Below are 22,156 nucleotides of genomic sequence, written 5' to 3'. Positions count from 1 at the left end.
ACCCATATGTCACGCTCGCTGGAAGGAAGCGGATGGAATCGTCAAGCAGTGTTTTATTGAGGATTCATCAGACATTCTTGAAGATATGTGGTATTTCACAAGGCAGGCGCTATTGATTGTGGCTTTCCTGATCAGTTATCAATTACAAGCCCAATGGGGCGCACCTTACGCCAACAGCTGGATCGACTACAACAAACCTTACGTGAAAATCGGAATCCTGAAAAAGGGCTTGCACAAAGTTGCATTCTCCTCCTTGCCGAAGGGTTTTCCAGTTGGCTCCCCCGAAAAATTGCAGCTTTGGCATCGGGGTAAAGAGATATCCATCATCAGTACAGCAAATCAGGAAATCATCTTCTATGCTGTTCCGAACGACGGTGCAAGCGATTCGCTGTTGTACCGGCCCATGAGTTCGCGCGTGAATCCGTATTTCAGTATGTATGGGGATGAAGGGACGTATTTTCTGACTGTGGGAGATAAGCCGGGGAAGAGGTCTGGCGTGGTAGATCAGCCAGATGACCCCTCTGTACCGGTTGTTGAAGATCACAATGAACAGCTAACAAAGATCTTTCAGCAAGATTATTCCCTGGGAACCAAATCCTCGATTAACCCGGGATTTTTCAACAGCTATTTTGAGTTGGGAGCAAGCAGGACAAGCGTAGTTTATAAGAACAAAGAGGAGGCGATATTTGAATTTAAGCTGAGTGATTTTGTTCAGAGTACCCATAATCCGACGGTCAAATTACTATTGCACGGCAGGAGTAGGAACGACCGGAAATTGGAATGCTACATAGGCAAAAGCAAGAATGCTTTACGTTTGGCTAAAGTATCGGACAATTTCGGCTTTGCTGCAACGGAATGTGTATTTGATATCAGGCCCGAAGACACGGACTCCGGGAAGGGCGGCGTGCTGGTGATCCGATCCGTAAGCGATGAACCTTTGGAGCGTTTTTCAATCGCCTACTATTCTATTGAATTTGCACAAGTCCTTCGAGTCGGGAGTGTGCCGGTTAAAGAATTTAGCTTAAATGCGGTTGCGGATAAATGGAATAAAATACTGGTAAAGGGCGTCCCGTCCAAGTTCAGATTTATTGATATTTCGGATGTCGAAAATCCGGTCGTCCTCACAAGAAGAGATGAAACTCTGATGATTCCGCGCCAACCGGGTAAGAAGCAGGTGTTGCTGGCTACATCTGAAATATTCGAAGTGGCTTCATCGAACATCGCCAGGGTGCAGTTAATGGCGCATGATCCTAAATCGACCAATTATATCATCATTACTACGGAAGCCCTTCGGGAGGGTGCAACGAGTTACGCAAAGTACAGGGCTTCGCCGGCCGGAGGTAATTTCAAACCTGCCATTTTTGAAATTCAGGACATTTATAATCAGTTTAACTATGGCGAACCTAGCCCGGTCGCGATCAAAAAATTCATGGCTTACATGCTTTCCGACGGGACGGAGAACAAATATCTGTTCCTGATCGGCAAATCCATTACGCAAAACGAACGTATGATCCGGGAACTTCCCGGCGAGGTGCCCACAATCGGTTTTCCTGGGTCGGACGCATTACTCGTTGAAGGCATAGCAGGAGGTGCCGTTAATGTGCCTGTTATTCCGGTCGGAAGACTGTCAGCAGTGACCAATCAGAATATTACCGACTATCTTCAAAAGGTGATCGCGTATGAGTCAAGCGGACCGGGAGAATCGGGCTGGCGAAAAAAGATACTTCATCTGAGCGGAGGAAAAACGACGAGTGAAATTGTGCAGCTTCGGGATTATTTGCGTGCATTGGAGCCGATGGTACAACAAGGAATAGCCGGCGGAACGGTGAAGTCCTATGTAAAACAGCAACCTACCCAAGAGGTGGAATCCGTAGATATCAGCAAAGATGTTAATGAAGGGGTAGGGATGATTACATTTTTCGGGCATGGTTCGACTATCACAACTGATCCTGACATCGGTCACGTCAGAGATGAGGCGAGAGGTTACCATAATCTGAATAAATATCCTGTACTGTATTTCAATGGCTGCGGAGTGGGTAATGTGTTTTGCAACCGGTTCAATCCCACGCCGCCTAATCCCAAAGCCGCCGACCGGATTACGCTCTCACTCGATTGGCTCGTCGCGCCCCACCGGGGAGCCATCGCCGTCATTGCAAGTTCTTTTGAAAGTTTTGTGAGTCCGGGAATGACCTATTTGAACTCATTGTATCACCACATGTTCGAAAACCCGGCGACCGTCAGTTTGCCAATAGGCAATATACAGCTGGCGGTAGCTAACGATATTTTATCCAAGTATAAAGACCAATACAACATTGCCTACGTGCACCAGTCGCTGCTGCAAGGTGATCCAGCCTTACGTCTGCTTGCCGCAGAGAAGCCCGATTATGCGGTTGAAACCAACGGCGGGATAACACTTCTTTCGGATTCGGCGGACAAAACTATTGGAGAGTCGGATTCGCTGCGGGTACATATTGATTTAGTGAATTTCGGCAGATTTAAGGAGGATCAAACCGTGCCGTTGGAAATCAATTGGTCAGGGAAGCAGGCGACACATTCGGCCAGGCTTAATATTAGATCTTTCCCCAACAAGAAATTGTTAAAGTTATCCTTTCCCAGGGAAAAAGACCTGAATTCCATAAAAGTACAGATCGATCCTGGACACATCTTAAATGAGCTTACACGTGAGAATAATAATGCTGAATTGCTGATTGACTGGGATTTGGTGAAGGACAAGCAGATGTTTTCCACTAGATTGTTGAAAGACAATATCCCGCCTGTTTTGGTCGTGCAGTCAGAAGGACGTCTTTTGAAGCAGGGTGATCCCATTTTTCCCGACCCATCATTTCGTATAAGCCTCAACGACGACAATGCCCTATCTCTTGACACCACGCTTATTGATATATTTATAAAGCTTTGTGCCGATGATCGTTGCCATTTTGAGCGGCTTTCCTACGTGGGGGACAAGCTGGTGATGCAAGCACAGGGAAGCAGGGGGCTGACATTGGATTATGCAAGCAGACTTGGCCCGGGCAAGTATGAAATGTTGGTTAATGCGAGAGATAGGGCGGGCATTGAAGTTTCCCAGCCATATCGGATGTGTTTTGAAGTCGTCAAGCCCGATGATAGCCAGCAGAGTCTGGTGGTAAGCCCCAATCCAGCTACTTCATATGTACGTTTTGAACTAAGAAATGCTAAGTCGCTGGCATTAAAATGGATTCGCTATATTATTTATAATCAGCGGGGAATTGGAATCGAAGACAAGACTTTGACGGTTGCAGCCGGAGCGCCGGTAGTGGAGTGGTTCTGGATTCCTAAGGAAACCCGGGCAGGAGTTTACAGCTATCAGGTATTCCTGGAAGACGAAGAAAGGGCAATGCTAGATAATAAAACAGGTAAAGTTGTTGTGCAGCCTTGACATAAGGACCGATTGCCCTCGTTTGTCAGACCTTTCCAACCCGTTTTTTGCTTAAATACTTCCTCATTGGAATGTCATAAACCACCACTACTAACAGGCTGCGCCTGTCATATGGGCTGCTCCGGCAAAGCAAAGCCCCGGTCAAGTGACCAGGCTCTGTCGGGATGACAAGATTCGAGCCGGGTAGAATAATTTGCGCTTGTATCCAGTTGAATACAAAATAAGACTATATTTACACCTGCTCAACGTTATACGACAAAAATGAAGTTAGAATTCTACACTAAGCGCGTCTTAGCGGTCTTGCTATGCGCATTCACGCCGCTTTTAGCAAGTGCCCAGGAAGCCAGCGAACTCTGGGCAACTACCCGTACCGATCATCTCATAGGCCAGGGCACGATGTTCTCCTCGGCAGCCGACGGTACCGACCTTAAAGTCCGGCACAAGTTCGAATACGAACGACCCGGCCGGTTTGTAGGCGATTTCGTGGAGTTTAACGGGGAGTTTTACGCCACGCAAGTAGATCTGAGGACCGACGATCTAAGCGCGGGGATAGGTACCTTGTTTAAATGGAATCCAGTTACCAATGAATACACAACGCTTCACCGGTTCAACGGGGCCACAGGCAACCAGCCAAGCTTGTACCTTTATCTGAAAGACAACAAGCTATACGGTAACACCCGGCTTGGCGGGCAAAATGACCACGGCGTCATTTATGAGTTTGATCCGATTACCAATGTATACAAGAAGCTCGTCGATCTTTACAGCTTGCTACCTGCCTATTCGCAGGGTGGTGGCGACAGTTTTACCATGTACAATGGAAAATTCTATGGTGTAATCCTTGCAGACATGGGCTCAGGCGGCGACTATCTTTACGAATGGGACCCGGATACCGGTACGCTAGGCAAAACATTCCGCGCAGCCGGTAGCCTGATGGATAATGGCACACACGAGCCATTTGCCAAAATGGCGGAATACCAGGGCAAATTATATGCTGCCACGAATGAGGGGGGTGAAGGCGGCATGGGAGAAATTGTGGAGTGGGACCTGGCCACCAATACCTATATCGGGAAGGTATCGTTTCGATATCCGATGGGAAAACCCAACTCCTACGTCACCTGGAAAGACGGTAAGTTGTACGGCATCACGACACGCAGCGAATTGTATGAATGGGATCCGGCGACTAATGCGCTAACAATCAAAATGACGATTCCCTCGGCTATCAGCACCTACGTTGATCCGATTGGCTTTACGCTGTATAACGGCAAATTGTATGGTCGGGCGAATGGTGGCTCGGCCGGTCAGGGGATTATTTTCGAGTGGGATCCGGACACAAATGCGTTTACAAGCCGGTTCAGTTTTGCCAATGGCCGTAGCGGCAGATTTCAGGGGCAGATGATCGAATGGCAGGGCAAATTATGGGGCCGCAGGCCGGTAGGAGTGGAAGCGCATAATAATACCGAAATGTATTCGTGGGACCCCGCTACCAATGCTTTTGAAGGGAAGTTTATATTTAATGTCAGTGAAGGGAATGGCGTAAAGAGCGGTCTCACGATGGTCGGCAGCAAACTATATGGAACGGCTTATGGGGGTGGCATTTCCGATCTGGGCGTAATTTACCGATTCGATCCGCGTACAGAGGAATTTAAAATACTGCAAAGTCTCGACGCTACCAAAGGCTCACGGCCACTGGGAAATCTGGTGCACAAAAATGGGAAATTATACGGAACTACTTGGGCTGGCGGGCTTTACGGAGTCGGGACATTGTTTGAGCTGGATATTCAGACCAACACTTTTACAAAGAAAGTCGATTTCGTAGCCACAAACGGCAGACAACCTGAGGGAAGCCTCATAGAACAGGACGGAAAGTTCTACGGCATGACCACTTACGGAGGCTATTATGATCTCGGGGTGATCTTTGAATGGGACCCGGTGACGAACGTTTATACCAAAAAACTGGATTTCACCGCGGCGACTGGTGGCAGGCCGACCGGGGACCTGTTGTTTAGAAATGGCAAATTTTACGGCACCACCACTACAGGCAGTCCAACGAACGGTGGGTCGCTGTTCGAATGGGATCCGGTGAGCAATACCATTACGAAGCAGCAGAACCTGAATAGCACCACGGGCATGAAGCCCTACGGATCATTCATTACTTATAATAACAAATTGTACACATTGACTTCGGCGGGCGGTGAGAGCAACCTGGGAACCGTACTGGAATGGGAGCTGGAGACAAACACGACTCGCACGCCTCTGCAGGTGGGCTCGGACCTGCGCGGCAGCATGGCCCTCAGCAACGGGAATTTCTATTTCCTCGCCCGAAATCCAGGCACCGTGGTGGAATGGAACCCTGTCACCAATGCATTCCAATATCCCAGCACTTTCGGCAACTATCTCGATCCGCTCGGCTACTGGCCATCCGTTTCGACTATGACATTGATCCCCGCAGGCGCATTGCCGGTTACGCTGGTTGATTTCAATGCAAAACTCCAGGAGAATCAGGGCATGTTAACCTGGCGCACGACGGAAGAGTCCAACTTCTCGCACTTTGAGCTCCAACGCAGCCATGATGCCAGGACATTCAGCACGATTGGCGAGGTGAGCACCTCTCCGACCGGCCGATACAGCTTCATTGACACCGGTCTGAACGAAATCACCGGCACCTATGCCTATTATCGACTGAAAATGATCGACCGTGCCCCGGCCGGTGGGGATGGCGCTTTCGCCTACTCAGCCATTCTGCGGCTGGCATTGCCCGGTGAGGGGAATTTGATTTATCCTAATCCTGTGGTGGAAACGCTTCATGTAAAACATACTCCAAAAACAAATGGCGCCTGGCAGCTGGCGGATATGAAGGGAAATATAGTCATGGGCGGGAAGTCCGATGGTGAAGCACTTGAACTGGATATGCGATCCCTACGGACAGGAATTTACCTGCTGAAGTTCTCGAACGGTCATATTCTCAAGGTTTTGAAAAATTAGCCTTCGAACCCATCCTTTTCACCCGATACACATTTTACATAACTCAACACAGGCATGAAACACTTTTTATCAACCCTCATGCAGCTGTTGCTGTGCGCGCACATGGCCCTTGCCCAAACGTCCACGCAGACAGCAATCGAGGCATTTGTTGCCGCCACCGGTGCCAAAGCCACTGTTGATTCCGCTACCCGGTCGCTCGCGTTTCTACGGTTTCCCTACCCGAATGCATTGCAGGTTACCGGTGCCGATGCACGTGAAAAATCGCTGAATTTCGTCTCACAATATCAGGCATTGTTCGGTCTCCGGCCGGGCACCGACGAGCTGCAATTCCGGGAACAGAAGTCGGACCTGTTTTTCCTCGACCATGTTACATTGCAACAGACCTACAAAGGGGTACTGGTTTGGGACGGAGTAATGCGATTTCATTATGATGTCAACAAGCGGCTTTCGGCTGTAAACGGCAACTACATTGCCGATATTAACGTCAATCCTGTACCGACACTTACGCAGCAGGATGCCGAAGTGAAAGCACTGGCCCTGGTAACGGCTCAAAATCTGGTCAAGACAAATGCGCCGCTGAAAGTGAATGGCAGCGCGCTTTACATTTTCCAGAAAGGGCTAGCTCAAGGAGTTAACGGTGCCAAAGTGCTGGCGTATGAAGTGGAAATCCGGAATGACGCCGACGTGCGGGAGTTCTTGTACATCGATGCACATACCGGGCAGCTCGCGGAGCAGTTTACCGGTATTCACGGCATCGACAGGCGGATATACAATGGCACGATTAGCCCCGAAAACCTGAAATGGTCGGACGCCGGCGGCGCAACCGGCCCGTACGAAGGAGGATATGAATCGCGCAAGGCGGAGATCGATGTGTCGGGGCACGTTTATAATATGATGAAGAGCGGGTTCGGGTGGGTCTCTTTTGACAACCGCGATTCGCCGATGATCACTGTTTTTAACACACCAAATTTCGAATGCCCGCAATCGAGTTGGAATGGGGTAAGTGCCAATTTTTGCGCAGACTATTCCACCGATGACATCGTAGGCCATGAGTGGGCACACGCCTACATTGAACACACGGCCGGACTCGTAACCAAAGGCCAGGCCGGCGCAATTGATGAGGCCTTGGCAGATGTTTGGGGCGAGATCGTGGACTGGAAAAACAGCGGCTATATGGATAGCTTCGAAGAATATCCAAGAACCAGCTATTGCTCCGGCAGCTTATGGAAGATTGGTGAATACCGGGGCGAAATCCGGGACATGTACAAGCCGGATTGCATGGGTAATCCGGGAAAACTCTCCGATCCGGAATATGTGTGCGCCAATGGCGGCGATGCACACCAAAACAGCACGGTACTGAGCCACGCATTCGCATTACTGGGCAATGGTGGGGTATATAACGGCCAAACGTTCAAAGCAATGTTTATACACAAGCTCGCGCATATCGCTTGGCGCGCGCAATGGGGGTATATGACCAAAACCACCGATTTCGCGGCGATGGCGGATATTCTGGAAGCGGCAGCCAGCGACCTGATCGCCTTCAACCTTCCTGAATTAGATTACCAGCCTAACAGGCCCCCGGTCTATCTCGAGGCTATTACTGCGGAGGAGGTAGCGGAATTGAGCAAAGCTATTGCCGCTGTGGAGTTACGGGGAGTCAGTTCCTGCACTGTGCTACCGGTTACATTAGCCAGTTTTGAAGGTAGAAACACGTCGGAAGGCAACATCCTGGAGTGGGTTACGAGTTCAGAAAGCAACAATGCTTATTTCGCCATTGAAAGAAGTACGAACGCCCGCCATTTCACGGAAGTCGGGCGCGTGCAGGGCGCGGGTAATGTGTCTACCACCAATCATTACAATTTCACGGATACCTATTTCGATAAAGGAATCATCTACTACCGCCTCAAACAAGTGGATACGGACAGCAGCTTTGCTTACAGCCGTATTGTGGCCATCGACGCACCCGTGGGCCGGAATATAAGGTTCTATCCAAACCCGATACAATCGTCCCTCCATATAGAGCTATTCGAATGGAAAAACGCGGAAGTAACCGTGAAGGTGACCAATACATCCGGGCAGACGGTGATGGTTCTGAAAAACGCAAGGATTCAGAACGGTAAGTTGGATATTCAATTCGGCAAGCAGCCGCCAGGCATTTATCAGGTGTTGATCGGAAATAGGAAAGCCTCGTATCAGTTTTCTGTGTTGAAGCTCTGACAGGAGATCCGGCTGTAACGTTTTCCCCATAAAACCAACCTATCGCCTGAGTAAGGAATATTAATATCAGGGTCGGTCTCTTGGCGACCGGTCAAAAACAGTAATGGCTATTTCGACCAAGTTTGTATTACGTAAGAAACGTGATCAAAACTAAAATTGTTCGAACTCCCAGAATGTAAGTGTGAAACCAGCTGTAAAATCTTTGTCTTTTTGTCTTGGGAGCAGTTTATTAAATTATCTGTCAGATGCTTAGGTGGCTTATAAAGCCCCATACATAATGAAAAAGCCACTCACAACATAAAGCTGTAAGTGGCTGATTTTCAATGTCGGGATGACAAGATTCGAACTTGCGACCCCTAGCACCCCATGCTAGTGCGCTACCGGACTGCGCTACATCCCGAACTCCTGAGAATGCCTTTCGGCCGTTCTTTGGGGTTGCAAATCTAAGAATGTTTTGGATTATTGTTCATTTCAGGTTGAAAAAAATTGAATTCCCCTGAAATGAACAATATAGGTTGTCAGATTAGATCGACTCGTTCTGCCAGTTCGGGTTCACGACATCCACCTTGCCTTTCCGGAACCATTTGTCGCGGATGCGCTCATTGACGTAGTACATACATGGTACCATGATGAGCGTCAGCAAGGTGGAGAATGTCAAACCGAAAATGATCGTCCAGGCGAGGATGTTCCAGAATACGGAACTCGGACCTCCGACGATCAGGTGGGGTTCGAGGTCGCGGAACAGCCCGACGAAATCGACTGTGATACCCAATGCAAGCGGTACCAGACCGAGTACCGCCGCGGAAGCTGTGAGCAGTACGGGCGTCAGACGGATCGCGCCGCCTTCGATAATGGCCTCGCGCATCGGGTATCCGCGCCCACGGAGCTCCTCGATGAACTCGATGAGGAGGATACCGTTTTTCACCACAATACCAGCCAATGCAATAATACCTACGCCGGACATGATAATCGAGAAGTCTTTCTGGAAGATCACAAAGCCCAGCAATACGCCGATCAGCGAAAGTACGATCGTGAAGAAGATAATGAATGGCTTGATCACCGAGTTGAACTGGGTCGCGAGGATCAGGTAAATCAACATGATGGCCGCACCGAACGCAGTTCCGAGGAACGACATGGATTCGGCCTGCTCTTCCTGTTCACCACCCATTTTGATGATATAACCGTTGGGAACTTCCATATCCTGGATCAGGGTCTGGATCTGTGCCACAATTTCGTTGGCATTGTAGCCCGGCAGTACGTCGGAACCCAACGTCACGATACGGCGCTGGTCCTGACGGTTGATCTGGCTGAAAGTCGTTGAGTAGTGGATATTGGCGACGGAAGTAATAGGTACCTGGCGCAACGCACCGCCCATGTTCATGTCGCGGTAAACTACATTCAGGCTCAGCAATTTCTCAATCTGCTCACGGTCGTCTTTTTCCAATCTTACCATAATAGGATATTCGTCTTTGTCGTCCCGGAATTTCGAAACTTCCAGGCCAAACAATGCCGTACGCACCGCCAGTGCGATTTGCTGCGAACTAATGCCTTCGCGTTGCGCCTTTTCGCGGTCGATGTCGATCACGATTTCGGGCTTGTTGGTAACAAGGTCGGAGCGGAGCTGGTCGATACCTTCGATGCCCGAATCCTGCACTTTTTTCAGAACGTCTTTTTCCAGTTTTTGGAGTACTTCAAATTCGTCACCCGAAATTTCGATTGAGATAGGTTTTCCTGTCGGCGGGCCTACTGCTTCACGTTCAACCGAGATTTCAGCGCCGGGAATCCCCGAAACCGCATCGCGGATCTTACGGAGGATTACTTCGGAAGATCTGCCGCCGCGCTCGGTACCATACACGAATGCGACGGTTACTTTCGATTTGTGCGGCGTGGCCGAGCGGTCCGGGTTGTATGGGTCACCTGCATTCTTGCCGACATTGGCAATCACCGAGTTGACCATATCCATGGCTTTTTCCTTCTCCAAAACGTCAAAAACACGTTTTTCGATGATTTTGGTTACGGAGTCGGTTACGCGGGCGTCCGTTCCGATCGGTAATTTGTTGTAGACATAAACGTAATCGGGATCTCCGCTAGGGAAAAACAGCACTTTGGGTTGTGCGATACCGGTGATTATAAAAGTAGCAATCAGCAGGAAGAATACGCCGATAATCGCTACCACCGGACGCCACCCTCTGAGCAGCCAGTCGATGAGCTTGCGGTAGCCGTTTTTCAGTGCAGGAAGCAAGTTGTCCTGGAATGGGACCAGAATGCGCGGTGTCAGAATATAGTGGTTGAAAATCCAGAGTATTAATATAAATACAAAGAAATTACCCACACCACGATCGATTACATAGCCTAGCAAAGCGGCTACCACCAGGATGATGACTGGCCGTCGGATTGCTTTAAAACTCGTGTCGTGCGCTTCTTTTTCGTCTTCATGGCGGCCCATGAACGATACCGCGAATACCGGGTTCATCACATAAGCCACAAAAAGCGAGGCTCCGAGCGTGATAATGAGCGTGAGCGGCATGAATTTCATGAATTCCCCGACTATCCCCGACCAGAAAAGCAGTGGGAAGAACGGCGCAATGGTGGTAAGCGTACCGGAAAGTACGGGAATGAACACTTCTCCTGCAGCGGCTTTTACCGCTTGCTGGATCGTCCAGTCCTTATGCATATTGAACAAGCGGTGCGTGTTCTCGATAACCACGATCGCGTCATCCACTACCAGACCGATACCCAGAAGAAATGCGAAGAGCACGATCGTGTTCAGGGTAAATTCGGTACCTACCATCGGACCGATGATCGGCATCAATACAAATGCCACCAATGCGGACAACGGTACCGAGAGTCCCACGAATATCGCATCACGTACACCCATAAAGAACATCAGTACGAGTACCACGAAAATGAAGCCGAGTACAACGGTGTTGATCAGGTCATGCAGGTCGGCGCGGGTCTGGATCGACTGGTCGGCCGTAATTTTAATGTCCAGACCGGCAGGAAAGCGATTCTCTTTATAATCCGCGATTACATTTTCAATTTTGTCGGCTGCATCGACCAGGTTTTCTCCTGAGCGTTTGATCACGTTCAGGGTAATTACCGATTTGTTGGCCAGACGGGCGAAATCCTGCTGCTCTTCAAAGCTATCGACCACTTCGGCAATGTCGCCGAGGCGCACAGTCGCGCCGGTGGACGTGCGTATGCGGATGTTGGCCATATCGTTCACATCTGTATACTCGCCCTTCACGCGCAGCGTACGACGAACACCCTGCACGTTGAGCTCTCCTCCCGAAACATTGATGTTTTCACTTTGGATCGCCGTCTGAACGTCGTAGAATGTCAAACCGGTCGACTTCATACGGTCGAGGTTCACGTTGATCTGGATTTCACGGTTCAATGCACCGAGGATATCCACACGGGTAATTTCAGGTAATGCTTCGATTCCGTCCTGCAAATCTTCGGCATATTCTTTGAGTTGTTTCAAAGAATAATTACCGGCTATGTTGACGTTCATGATCGGGAATTCCGAGAAGTTCACGTCCTGGGCGGTCGGGCCGGAGTCGAGGTTTTGGGGCAAATCGGTCTTTGCCTTATCGACCGCATCCCGCACCCTTTGCAAGGCCACTTCCACGGCCACGTCCGGCGTAAATTCCACCAGGATTACGGATACGTCCTGCAATGCATTGGATTTAATCTTCTTAACCCCGTTGAGGGATTTAAGCTGTTTCTCGATCGGTTTGTTGATCGTGTTTTCGATATCGGCCGGTGCCGTCCCGAAGTATACCGTATTGATATAAATCTGCGGGATTTTGATATCCGGGAACTGCTCTTTCGGCAGGTTATTGTACACCATGAACCCCGCCAGCGTGATGATGAACGTAAAGATGTAGATCGTCGTCCTGTTCTCTACGCACCAGTTGGTGAAGCCTAAGGTTTTATATTCGCTAAATTTCATAATGTTGAATGATTGACCGGGTCGCCGGCGCGATGATTGAATGACTGAATGAGGGAGTGCATCTTGCCTACAATCCCTGACAACCTCTGACCATAACTGACCAAATGGCCGTCACTCTTATTCATATTTAGTAGCTGATCGGCTGGCCGTCGGAAACTTCCTGATAGCCGAGGGTAATCAGTTGATCGCCTGCCGACAAGCCTGAAAGTATCTCGACTTTGCCATTGTAGCTCAGGCCGGTCTTTACTTCCCGCGCTTTGGCTACCTTTTTGTTGCCTTCGGTCACGGCTACATACACCACATTCCCTTTCTCCGTGCTCTGGACATAGTTCTGATCGATCACCAGCGCATTTTTTCTGGTGGCGTCGTTGATCTGTACCTGTGCCATCATATTGGGCTTGATATCACGATCGGACGGCAGGTTGGCCTCAATGGTGAATGTTCTGGACAATGGATCAACCGCAGTACTTACGAACGAAATCCGCGCCTTGAATTCCTTTTTCAGATCCGGGAATTTGACGATCACTTCGTCGCCTTTTTTTACGCTGGCGGCATAAACGTCCGATACTTTGGCCAGAACTTTCAGGTTGGCCAGGTTCACAACGCGTACTACGCCCACGCCCGGGGAAGCCATTTCACCCACTTTCACATTCACGAGGTCCACCACACCCGCCATTGGCGATACGATGTTGGTCTGCGAAAGCTGGGTATTCAGCGTAGCCAGTTTCTTTTCGAGCGATTCTTTGTTGTTTTTCGCCTGCAGGTATTGCAGCTCAGTACCGATCTTCTGGTCCCAGAGGTTTTTCTGCTTTTCATAAAGCGTATTGGCAAGGCTGAGCGAAGTTTTCAATTCCTCTATGGATTCGGTCAGAATGCTGTTGTCGATCTTACCGATCACGCTTCCCGCCTTCACCGCGTCACCCTCCCTGACATACATTGCGACGATCGCACCGCCTGTTTTAGGCGTAACCATCACGTTGTTTTTCGCATCGACAGTGCCTTGCAGCTCTACATAATGCTTGAAGGTTTCAGCATTCAATGTGGTTATTGACACCGGTTTCACTTTCGCCTCCGTTGTTTTCTTAGGGTCCAGCTTGGCAATCTCGATTTCGAGTTCCTTGATTTTTTTAGCAGTTTCAACCTGTCCCGCTTTCAGCGCGGCAAGCTCTTCCTTTTTGCCTTCCAAACCCTCTTTCTTGGCCGAGCAGGAGGCGAGGATGGAGGCAATAGCGGTTATAATCAGAATATTGCTTTTCATGGTATTGGTAAGTAGCTGTTTCAAATTTCGTTAAGTGTTAATGGTATTATTCGGAATATAGCTCGCCTTTGGCCTTGCTGAGATCCACTTTCGCGATCATCAGGTCATACAAGGCGGTGAAGTAGTTCGTCTGCGCTTCCTTTAAAGAAGATTCAGCGTTGATCACCTCGATGTTCGAGCCTACGCCTTCTTTATATTTAATCTTCGAGACGCGTACGATCTCTTCGGCGAGCGTCAGGTTCCGTTTCTGCGTTTCTAATGTGGCAAATGCATTCTTGATGTTAATGCTAGCCTGATTGTTTTCCAGATCGATCGACTGTTTCAGCAAATTCTGGTTGTTCTTAACCTTGTCGATCGCGATTTTTTTCTGAGCAATCTGGTATTTCTTGGTAAAACCGTCGAAAATCGGAATGTTCAGGTTCACGGCCAGTACCATGTTGTTGAACCACGGATTGTTGAATAACTGCGAAAATTTGTCCATACCCGCGTTATAACCATATCCCAGGGATGCCGACAAGCTGGGCAGGTAACCGGAGCGTACATTGCGCAGATCGAGCATGGCCAGCTTTTCCTGGGTGTTCAATAAGGAATATTCAATTCTTTTCTCATAGCTCACATCCAGGCTCTCCGACTCCGACCGGAGCTCGGCCACGTTTACTGCATTGATATCATCCGTCAGCTTAATAGGCTCGTTTGCGGGCATACCCATCTGAAATTTCAGCAATGCATAGCTCAGGTCGATCAGGTTCTGCACTTTTTGGCGCTCGGTCTGCAAATTGTTAATCTGCACTTCGAGGCGGTTTACATCGAGTAACTCCACAAAACCGCTTGCATTCATCGCCTTTGTTTCGCGCATGGATGAGTCCACGCGGGCGATGTTCAGATCAAGCAGCTTGGCGCGCTCTTCCGCTACCTGGGCCGAGTAGTAAGCCTTGGTTACCGCTTCGGCAACAGTCACTTTCGAAGAAGTGGTGCTTTTTTGCGCCAGTTCGCGGTAAGTAGCAGCTGCTTTCAATCCGATGAAATAGGAGCCATTGAAAATCAGCTGATTTAGGTTGGCGGAAGCGGAGCCCTGCCAGGGAATCCCAAACTTCACGGCGCTCGGCGGCGCGTCGTCCGGTGCCGATGGGTCGAAGGTTTTCGCCGGCAAGAAGAACCTTGGGATAATAATGTTGTTCGTTAGCGAAACGGCTCCTGTAACCTGCGGCAAACCCGCTGCACGGATTTCTCCGATGCGCGCTTCGGCGGAAACCGCATCCAGTTGCGCATTCTTGACATTCAGATTGTGCTTGATCGCGTAATCAACGGCCTCTTTTAATGAATAGCCGGTTTGTGCATGAAGTGGTACAAAATAAATGAGTGCCGCGAGCAGCATCAAAGTGCTACGTATTGTTCTGGCATTTTTCATGGATATTGAGTTCAGTTGCTGGTTTATCTTTTATGGTGTTGTAGTATTCAAAGCCTTTTTCCGAAAGTATCCCCCTTAAAAAGTGCCCGAGAAACTGGGTTTGCACGTGCATGATATTGAACTTCTTGGCGGGGTAAACGGTCGGGTCGAAAGCGAGCACGATCTGCTCCACGCGCAGGAGCGAGAGCACCTCTACATCGATATCGGGGCGGTAGAGGCCCATTTCGATCCCTCTCAGGAGGTTTTCCCGCATGTTTTTGATAATGAACTCGTGTTTGTAGTTCTGAAACAGCTCCCAGGCGTTGGGATAATACTTCTTCAAATCGTACAAAAGCGTGGGGTTCATGTCGGCGAGCGTTTCCTGCATTTGCACTGTAGCGTACATCGCTTCTTCGATCGGGTTTTCGGCGAGTTCTTCCAGTTTCTCCATTTCGCATTTCTGCATCCGGATCTCTTCCTGTATCACCAGGGCGAGAATGGCTTCCTTGTCGGAGTAATGCTGGTAAATGGTTCGCTTCGAAATTCCCAGGTCGCGGGCAATGTCGTCCATCGTGACGCTGCGGATGCCGTAACGCCAGAAAAGGTTCAGTGCCGATTTGATAATTCGCTCTTTCACAGCGACAAATTTGAAATTTTCGAATGACAAAAACTAAGAAAACTCTGAGAATGTTTAAAGTTTTCTACGCACAAGTAGTCGTTTATCGTCGAAGAAGGCACAAGTCGGGCTGAGAATGGCCCCTAAACGCCGATAATTAGCAGCGTCGGCGGCATTTTGGCCGTTTGCAGAGCGTGGCCGTTTTGAGAGTAATCATAGGAATGGTTTTTAGCTGTTGAGAAATGTATAAATTTTAAATAGGATTATATTTAGAATAAATAGTCCGATATAAAATGCTGTGAATGAGCTCGGAACCGGAAAAATTTGATGTGACTCCAGAATTTCCGGCCTGAAAATAGGAGGCGTGGCGCCGGTTCGTCAATTAAAAAATTATTAAGCGGGTATTTTCAGGTATGAACTTGGCAAATAGCGCGATAAATTGCTTTCGGATGGGAATGATTTGACGGCGATCCGTGTTTGGAAATGACACATATTCTGACCAATTTTCGGGTCATTTTCGTTCCTATTTTTTAACACCCAATTCACTAATTGCCATCGCGACAAACAAATCAATGAAAAGCTACATTGACCTGATTCAGCAGACGTTCGAGTTTCCTACCATGGAGTTCAACGTAGATAATAATGAATTGCTGTTCAACAATGTACCTCTGATGGATATCATCAAGGAACATGGTACGCCGTTAAAGATCAATTATCTGCCCAAGATCGGAGAACACATCGAGAATGCCAACATGTTCTTCCGGAATGCCTTCAAAAGACATAATTACAAAGGCACTTATACCTATTGCTACTGCACGAAATCGTCGCATTTCAGCTTTGTGCTGGAAGAGGCTCTGAAGCATAACATCCATATCGAGACGTCTTCCGCTTTCGATATTCCCATTATCCGGGAGCTTTACCGCCGTGGCAAGGTCAATAAGAGCACGTACATTCTGGCGAACGGCTACAAGCTGCCGCGCTACACGCAATACCTGAGCGAGCTGATCAACGAAGGTTTCAATGTGGTGCCTATTCTGGACAACCTCAAAGAAATCGAATCGTACGAGCAGCAGGTGACGGCGGATTCGGTGCATTTCGGAATGCGCATTGCAACGGACGAGGAACCGAACTTTGCATTTTATACCTCGCGTCTGGGGATCCGTTATAATGATGTACAGCAGTTGTATAAGGAGAAGATCGAGCCAAACCCTCGTTTCAAGCTCAAAATGCTGCACTTCTTCATTAATACGGGTATTAAAGACAGCGCTTACTATTGGAGTGAATTGACCCGCTTCATGTTCAAATATTGCGAAATGAAGAAGATCTGTCCCGACCTCGATTCTATCGACATTGGCGGCGGCCTTCCGATCCAGACTTCGCTGCAATCGAATTATGATTACCAGCAAATGATCGATGAGATCATCGAGAACATCCAGTGGATCTGCAACAAGAACAACGTTCCCGTTCCGCACATTTTCACGGAGTTCGGAAGCTACACAGTGGGAGAGAGCGGCGCGGTGATCTATGAAATCATCGACAAAAAGCTCCAGAACGATAAAGAGCTCTGGTATATGATCAACGGATCGTTCATTACCCAGCTTCCCGACTCTTGGGGTATGAACCAGAAGTATATTATGCTTCCGATCAATAACTGGGATAATCCTTATCAAAAGGTAAACCTTGGTGGACTAACGTGCGATTCGCAGGATTTCTATAATTCGGAGATGCACAGCGCGGATTTGTACATGCCGATTTTTGAAGATAACGAACCGCAATACATCGGTTTCTTCCATACCGGCGCATACCAGGAATCGCTTGGAGGCTATGGGGGCATTCAGCACTGCCTGATCCCGGCGCCGAAGCACGTGCTGGTGGACCGCGACGAAGAAGGCCGCATTACCACACGTGTTTTTGCCGATGAACAGAACAGCGATTCGATGCTGAGGATTTTGGGTTTCAAAGAGGAGCCTTTCGGTGCACAGGATGGAAAGCCGGCGATCGAAAAGCCTCGCGTGGAGCCGGAAGAAGAGTTGGCGGAAACAAAAATCTGATGCCGCATATAAAGTTCTTTGAATGAGTTCGTTATTAGTCAAGCTAAAACGCTCATTCAAAGAACTTAATTTTATATTTTTGTAGTGACAAAAACTTATACGAACTGGAAAATGAAAAAGATCTTACTTCTCCTGGCTGTTTGCGGAACATTGGCGGTAGCATCATCTTGCACCAAACACGCCTGTCCCGCTTACGGATCAGTACAGAAAATCCAGCCTGCGCCGGTAGTAAAAGCTTAATTACTGCTGCAATATCAGCCTGGCGGCTTCCAGCAAATTCACAGCGGCATAGTCTCCCGTCGATTCTTCTGCATTCGGGATGATGTGAACCGTTTTTAAACCTACTTTCTTTCCAGCTTCCATATCCCGTTCCCGGTCGCCGATCATCCACGATTGCGCGGGATCGATAGCATATTTGGCCATGGCCTTCTCGATCAGCAGCGAACCTGGTTTTCGCGACAATGAGTTGCCGGAATAGGCCGGGTGATACGGCGAGAAATACAGGTCGTCCAGCGCATTACCCGACACTTTTTGCATGGCTTCGTGAATCGCATACACATTATCAGCCGTATACAGCCCCTTCGCGATACCTGCCTGGTTCGTAATGACAATCAACAGGTAGCCCGCCTCTTTCAGCATTCGGAGCGCTTCAACAACACCTTCCGGTATAACGAGTTCTTCCAGCTTATACAAATAGTCCGGACAATCCTCATTCAGTACTCCGTCGCGATCGAGGAATACGCATTTATTTTGCTGTAAAGCCATATTTATAAGGAAGAAAACTCTTTAACGGCTTCAATAAAGCATCGTACCTTGTCGGGATCGGTGTCGGGATAAACGCCGTGGCCGAGATTGGCAATGTACCGCTGCGTGCCAAATTGGTTCACCATTTTCTTCACTTCCGCGCGAATCTGGTCGTAGGAAGAATAGAGCACGCACGGATCCAGGTTCCCTTGCAATGTCTTGTTGGGGATCAGCTCGCGCGATTCGGCGATGTCCATATTCCAGTCGAGGCCCACTACCGAACAGCTTAGTTCTCCGATTTCCTTTCTGGCAAAGAATGCACCTTTGGCAAAAACAGTCACGGGTACTTCGGTAATCGCATCACAGATCTGTTTGATATAAGGCAGCGAGAAAACGCGGTACTGCTCGGGCGAGAGAATGCCCGCCCAGGAGTCGAAGAGTTGTACAATATCGGCACCTGCCGCGATCTGCGCTTTCAGATAAGCGATCGTGCTGTCCGTAATTTGTTGTAATAATGTATGTGAAAATTCGGGATCGGCGTATAAGTGTTTTTTCGCGACTGAGAAGGTCTTGGAGCCTTTGCCTTCGGTCATGTAACAAAAAATTGTGAACGGCGCACCCGCAAAACCGATCAGCGGAACGCGGCCCGCGAGACCTTCTTTCGTGATTTTAATGGCGTCCAGCACATATTTGAGGTCCGTTTCCGGCTCGGCGATATGCAGCTTTTGCAGGTCGGCTAACGAGTGAACCGTGCTTGGGAACACCGGTCCGCGCTGCTCCACCATTTCATAAGGCAGTCCCATTGCCTCGGGAATCACCAGGATGTCGGAAAATATAATGGCAGCATCTACGCCCAGCAAGTCGACAGGTTGCAGGGTGACTTCTGCTGCCATTTCTGGTGTAGTGGCAAGATTAATAAAACTTCCGGCTTTCTCACGAACGGCCCGGTATTCTGCAAGGATGCGCCCGGCCTGGCGCATCATCCAAACAGGCGTGCGTTCGGTCTTCTCCCCCCGCGCCGCCCGAAGCAAAAGGTCATTTTTCAGATTCATGCGGCAAAGGTAGGGAGAAAGTGGTTATCAAAACCTGAAATTCACCCCGATCAGGAAATTCCTTCCCGCTTGCGGAAAATAGAAATTCTCTTGCGTGAGTGCGCCCCCGTACATATAACCGTAGGTATAGCCGTTCGATTCGTATTGCTCATCCAGGACATTGTTTACGAGCAAATTGAATCCGATTTCATTTGCCCACGATGGTTTGATAGTCCATGACAGACGGATATCGTTGGTCAGGTAAGCATCGAGTTTGCGGGTTTCTGTGGAAGTATTGTCCAGATATTGCTTGCCTACATACTTTGTCAGCAAGGCCAATTCCAGGTTTTTGCGCAGCGAATAAGTGAACTGGCTTCCGGCAATTACATTTGGTGAAAAGGAAATATCCGACTTACCATGATCGACGGTTTTATAACCACCATTATCATAGTCGACAATGTATTCCGTGAAATTTTTGATCTTGTTCTGGCTGAAAGTGGCATTCGCATTCCATTTCAGGTGGTTGTTGAATACCACAGCACCTTCCAGCTCGATACCGGTGCGGTAACTTTTCGGCACATTCACACGCACAGAGCCACCCACGTCGTTGATCTGACCGGTGAGTACGAGCTGGTTTTTATAACTCATCAGATAATAATTTGCCGCGAATGCCCATTTGCCTTGCTGCGTGCGGAAACCGGCCTCTACGTTTTGCAAACGTTCGCTTTTAGGGAAAAGATTGGCGGTTGAAGATGTGAAATCGTCACGGTTCGGCTCGCGGTTACCGATGCTGTATGAGGCATAAACCGAGCTTTGCTCAGCCAGCTGGTAGGTAAGACCTGCTTTTGGATTAAAGAAAGAATACGACTCGTCAAATGCCAATTGAACCAGATCATTATCTGTTCCCTGAATGGCGTGGCTTACCCGACGGTATTGCAAATCGGCAAATGCAGTCAGCCGATCCGTGAATGCATAATAAACCTTTCCATACAGGTTGAAATCCTTCTTTTTCCCCGTGCTGAAATAGTATTGGTGCTCATTCTCGATATTGCCCGCGTTGCGTGCCCAGATGATCTGACCATAGTGGTCGCCATCGTACTGGTTCCAGCCTCCGCCGAAGCTCGCTGTCAGCTTTTTGAAACTGTTGTAATCGAAGGAGAATGTAGTTCCGTAAAAGTAATTATCCAGCCAGCGGCGACGGATGAAGTCGGTGCTGGTGAGCGTGTCTTTACCGATAATTACATTGGGAAGGTTGTATTTGCTGTAATCGTCACCGGAACGATATTGCTCATAGTAGCCCAGTCCGCGGACGAGGAATGCATTGAGGTTGAACGTCAGTTTATTACTCAGGTTATGGGAGGAAACGATCTGGTAATGGTCCTGACGGTAGTTATCCACCTCGTTTTTATACGTGTAGGAATTATAAGTCCGGTTATCGGAATTGAGCAGGTTTTGCGCATCTTTTTCTCCTAAGTAATTTCTGTCAATATAAGCCAGAATACCTTCTCGATCGCCGCGCAATTTGGCCTCCGGCACACCGTTCCACGACTGATAAGTGCGTTCTTTCCCCGAAAACACATTGATCCGCACAAAGCTCTTCTTGCCAAAATATCCGCCTGAGAGGTAATAAGAATGCAATTCTGAGGAAGCGCGGTCCACAAAGCCATCCGAAGAAACCCGCGACAGCCGGGCATCGAATGTAAACTTATCTTTAATCAGCCCGGAGCCTACTTTCAATGTGTTTTTGAATGTATTGAACGAGCCGTAAGAGTTATTCAATTCCGCATAAGCTGTTTCGCGGAATGCATTGGTATTAATATTCACCGAAGCGCCAAATGCGCCTGCGCCATTGGTGGAAGTTCCCACGCCCCGTTGGATTTGAATGCTGCTTACCGACGAGGCGAAATCCGGCATATTTACCCAGAAAACCCCCTGGCTTTCAGCATCGTTATAAGGAATGCCATTCACAGTTACATTGATCCGCGTCGCGTCGGAGCCTCGTATGCGTATGCCCGTGTAGCCCACGCCGCCGCCTGCGTCGCTCGTGCTCACAAGGGAAGGGGAAAAGTTGAGCAGTACCGGCAAGTCCTGCCCCATATTCTGCTTGTCGATTTGTGCGGCGGTCACATTGGTGTAAGCCATACCCGTTTTGTCGTTCACGCGGGTGGCGTTGATGATCACTTCATCAGCCTGGTAAGTGCTTTTGTTGAGCTTGATTTCCAGCTGATTTGAAGCGCCGACGGCGATTTTTGAAGTTTGGTAACCGATGTAGGAGATGTCGAGGGCTTCGATATTTTCAGAGATGTTTTTCAAAACAAAACGGCCATCCTTGTCGGTGCTCGTACCGCGGATCTCGCCGGCCTTAATGGTCGCGCCGGGGAGCGGTTTGCCGTCCTCGGCATCGGTCACACGGCCGGAAACACTCTTTTGGGCAAAAGTGACGAGTGAGGTGGTGCTGAACAGCAAGGTCAGCAGACAGGTAGTAATTTTTCGCATTGCG

General features: G+C 48.9%; 11 protein-coding genes and 1 tRNA gene. 4 read left to right on the top strand and 8 right to left on the bottom strand.

Features of this window, described 5'->3' with window-relative positions; genetic code table 11:
- Nucleotides 1-85 precede the first annotated feature (85 nt).
- From ACQ4MZ_RS25640 to ACQ4MZ_RS25630, 3 genes are all read left to right on the top strand, one after another.
- Entirely contained in the window at nucleotides 86-3,415 is a 3,330-nt protein-coding gene (locus ACQ4MZ_RS25640; protein WP_430849952.1) for a C25 family cysteine peptidase, read from the top strand.
- A gap of 261 nt (nucleotides 3,416-3,676) precedes the next feature.
- Complete coding sequence (locus ACQ4MZ_RS25635; RefSeq protein WP_430849950.1) at nucleotides 3,677-6,397, top strand: choice-of-anchor tandem repeat GloVer-containing protein; 2,721 nt, start codon at nucleotides 3,677-3,679, stop codon at nucleotides 6,395-6,397.
- Nucleotides 6,398-6,451: 54 nt separating this feature from the next.
- The gene (locus ACQ4MZ_RS25630) at nucleotides 6,452-8,614 is read left to right on the top strand and encodes a M4 family metallopeptidase (protein WP_430849948.1); all 2,163 of its coding nucleotides are present in this window, start codon (nucleotides 6,452-6,454) and stop codon (nucleotides 8,612-8,614) included.
- Nucleotides 8,615-8,940: 326 nt separating this feature from the next.
- Here the strand turns inward: ACQ4MZ_RS25630 and ACQ4MZ_RS25625 are convergent.
- The 5 genes from ACQ4MZ_RS25625 to ACQ4MZ_RS25605 form a co-directional block, all read right to left on the bottom strand.
- Nucleotides 8,941-9,014 (bottom strand) — tRNA-Pro (locus tag ACQ4MZ_RS25625).
- A 123-nt stretch (nucleotides 9,015-9,137) separates the two neighbouring features.
- Nucleotides 9,138-12,569 carry an efflux RND transporter permease subunit gene (locus ACQ4MZ_RS25620; protein ID WP_430849946.1) on the bottom strand — a complete coding sequence of 1,144 codons (3,432 nt, stop codon included), beginning with the start codon at nucleotides 12,567-12,569 and terminating at the stop codon, nucleotides 9,138-9,140.
- A gap of 127 nt (nucleotides 12,570-12,696) precedes the next feature.
- Complete coding sequence (locus tag ACQ4MZ_RS25615) at nucleotides 12,697-13,827, bottom strand: efflux RND transporter periplasmic adaptor subunit (protein ID WP_430850249.1); 1,131 nt, start codon at nucleotides 13,825-13,827, stop codon at nucleotides 12,697-12,699.
- A 46-nt stretch (nucleotides 13,828-13,873) separates the two neighbouring features.
- Nucleotides 13,874-15,235, bottom strand: coding sequence for a TolC family protein (locus ACQ4MZ_RS25610; protein WP_430849944.1), 1,362 nt, complete (start codon nucleotides 15,233-15,235; stop codon nucleotides 13,874-13,876).
- A complete protein-coding gene (locus ACQ4MZ_RS25605; RefSeq protein ID WP_430849942.1) occupies nucleotides 15,210-15,851 on the bottom strand; it encodes a TetR/AcrR family transcriptional regulator in 642 nt (213 codons plus the stop codon). Before ACQ4MZ_RS25605 ends, ACQ4MZ_RS25610 begins: the two co-directional genes overlap by 26 nt.
- Nucleotides 15,852-16,402: 551 nt before the next feature.
- Between ACQ4MZ_RS25605 and ACQ4MZ_RS25600 the strand changes: the two genes are divergently transcribed.
- Nucleotides 16,403-17,881 carry an arginine decarboxylase gene (locus tag ACQ4MZ_RS25600; protein ID WP_430849940.1) on the top strand — a complete coding sequence of 493 codons (1,479 nt, stop codon included), beginning with the start codon at nucleotides 16,403-16,405 and terminating at the stop codon, nucleotides 17,879-17,881.
- Between the two features lie 240 nt (nucleotides 17,882-18,121).
- Here the strand turns inward: ACQ4MZ_RS25600 and ACQ4MZ_RS25595 are convergent, their stop codons facing one another.
- The 3 genes from ACQ4MZ_RS25595 to ACQ4MZ_RS25585 are packed head-to-tail and all read right to left on the bottom strand — an operon-like array spanning nucleotide 18,122 to nucleotide 22,152.
- Entirely contained in the window at nucleotides 18,122-18,646 is a 525-nt protein-coding gene (locus tag ACQ4MZ_RS25595) for a D-glycero-alpha-D-manno-heptose-1,7-bisphosphate 7-phosphatase (protein ID WP_430849938.1), read from the bottom strand.
- 2 nt (nucleotides 18,647-18,648) lie between these two features.
- The gene (gene hemE / locus ACQ4MZ_RS25590) at nucleotides 18,649-19,677 is read right to left on the bottom strand and encodes a uroporphyrinogen decarboxylase (protein WP_430849936.1); all 1,029 of its coding nucleotides are present in this window, start codon (nucleotides 19,675-19,677) and stop codon (nucleotides 18,649-18,651) included.
- 27 nt (nucleotides 19,678-19,704) lie between these two features.
- The gene (locus ACQ4MZ_RS25585; RefSeq protein ID WP_430849934.1) at nucleotides 19,705-22,152 is read right to left on the bottom strand and encodes a TonB-dependent receptor; all 2,448 of its coding nucleotides are present in this window, start codon (nucleotides 22,150-22,152) and stop codon (nucleotides 19,705-19,707) included.
- Nucleotides 22,153-22,156: the final 4 nt, after the last annotated feature.

Source organism: Dyadobacter sp. BHUBP1 (assembly GCF_050587785.1).
Lineage (GTDB): Bacteria > Bacteroidota > Bacteroidia > Cytophagales > Spirosomataceae > Dyadobacter.
The sequence above is the reverse complement of the archived record's forward strand: the minus strand, read 5'-3'. Positions and strand labels throughout refer to the sequence as shown.

Excerpts from the sequence above, each read along its gene's own strand:
- ACQ4MZ_RS25640 (WP_430849952.1), top strand. The coding sequence starts at position 86 with ATGTGGTATTTCACAAGGCAGGCGCTATTGATTGTGGCTTTCCTGATC.
- ACQ4MZ_RS25635 (WP_430849950.1), top strand. The coding sequence starts at position 3,677 with ATGAAGTTAGAATTCTACACTAAGCGCGTCTTAGCGGTCTTGCTATGC.
- ACQ4MZ_RS25630 (WP_430849948.1), top strand. The coding sequence starts at position 6,452 with ATGAAACACTTTTTATCAACCCTCATGCAGCTGTTGCTGTGCGCGCAC.
- ACQ4MZ_RS25620 (WP_430849946.1), bottom strand. The coding sequence starts at position 12,569 with ATGAAATTTAGCGAATATAAAACCTTAGGCTTCACCAACTGGTGCGTA.
- ACQ4MZ_RS25615 (WP_430850249.1), bottom strand. The coding sequence starts at position 13,827 with ATGAAAAGCAATATTCTGATTATAACCGCTATTGCCTCCATCCTCGCC.
- ACQ4MZ_RS25610 (WP_430849944.1), bottom strand. The coding sequence starts at position 15,235 with ATGAAAAATGCCAGAACAATACGTAGCACTTTGATGCTGCTCGCGGCA.
- ACQ4MZ_RS25600 (WP_430849940.1), top strand. The coding sequence starts at position 16,403 with ATGAAAAGCTACATTGACCTGATTCAGCAGACGTTCGAGTTTCCTACC.
- ACQ4MZ_RS25595 (WP_430849938.1), bottom strand. The coding sequence starts at position 18,646 with ATGGCTTTACAGCAAAATAAATGCGTATTCCTCGATCGCGACGGAGTA.
- hemE (WP_430849936.1), bottom strand. The coding sequence starts at position 19,677 with ATGAATCTGAAAAATGACCTTTTGCTTCGGGCGGCGCGGGGGGAGAAG.
- ACQ4MZ_RS25585 (WP_430849934.1), bottom strand. The coding sequence starts at position 22,152 with ATGCGAAAAATTACTACCTGTCTGCTGACCTTGCTGTTCAGCACCACC.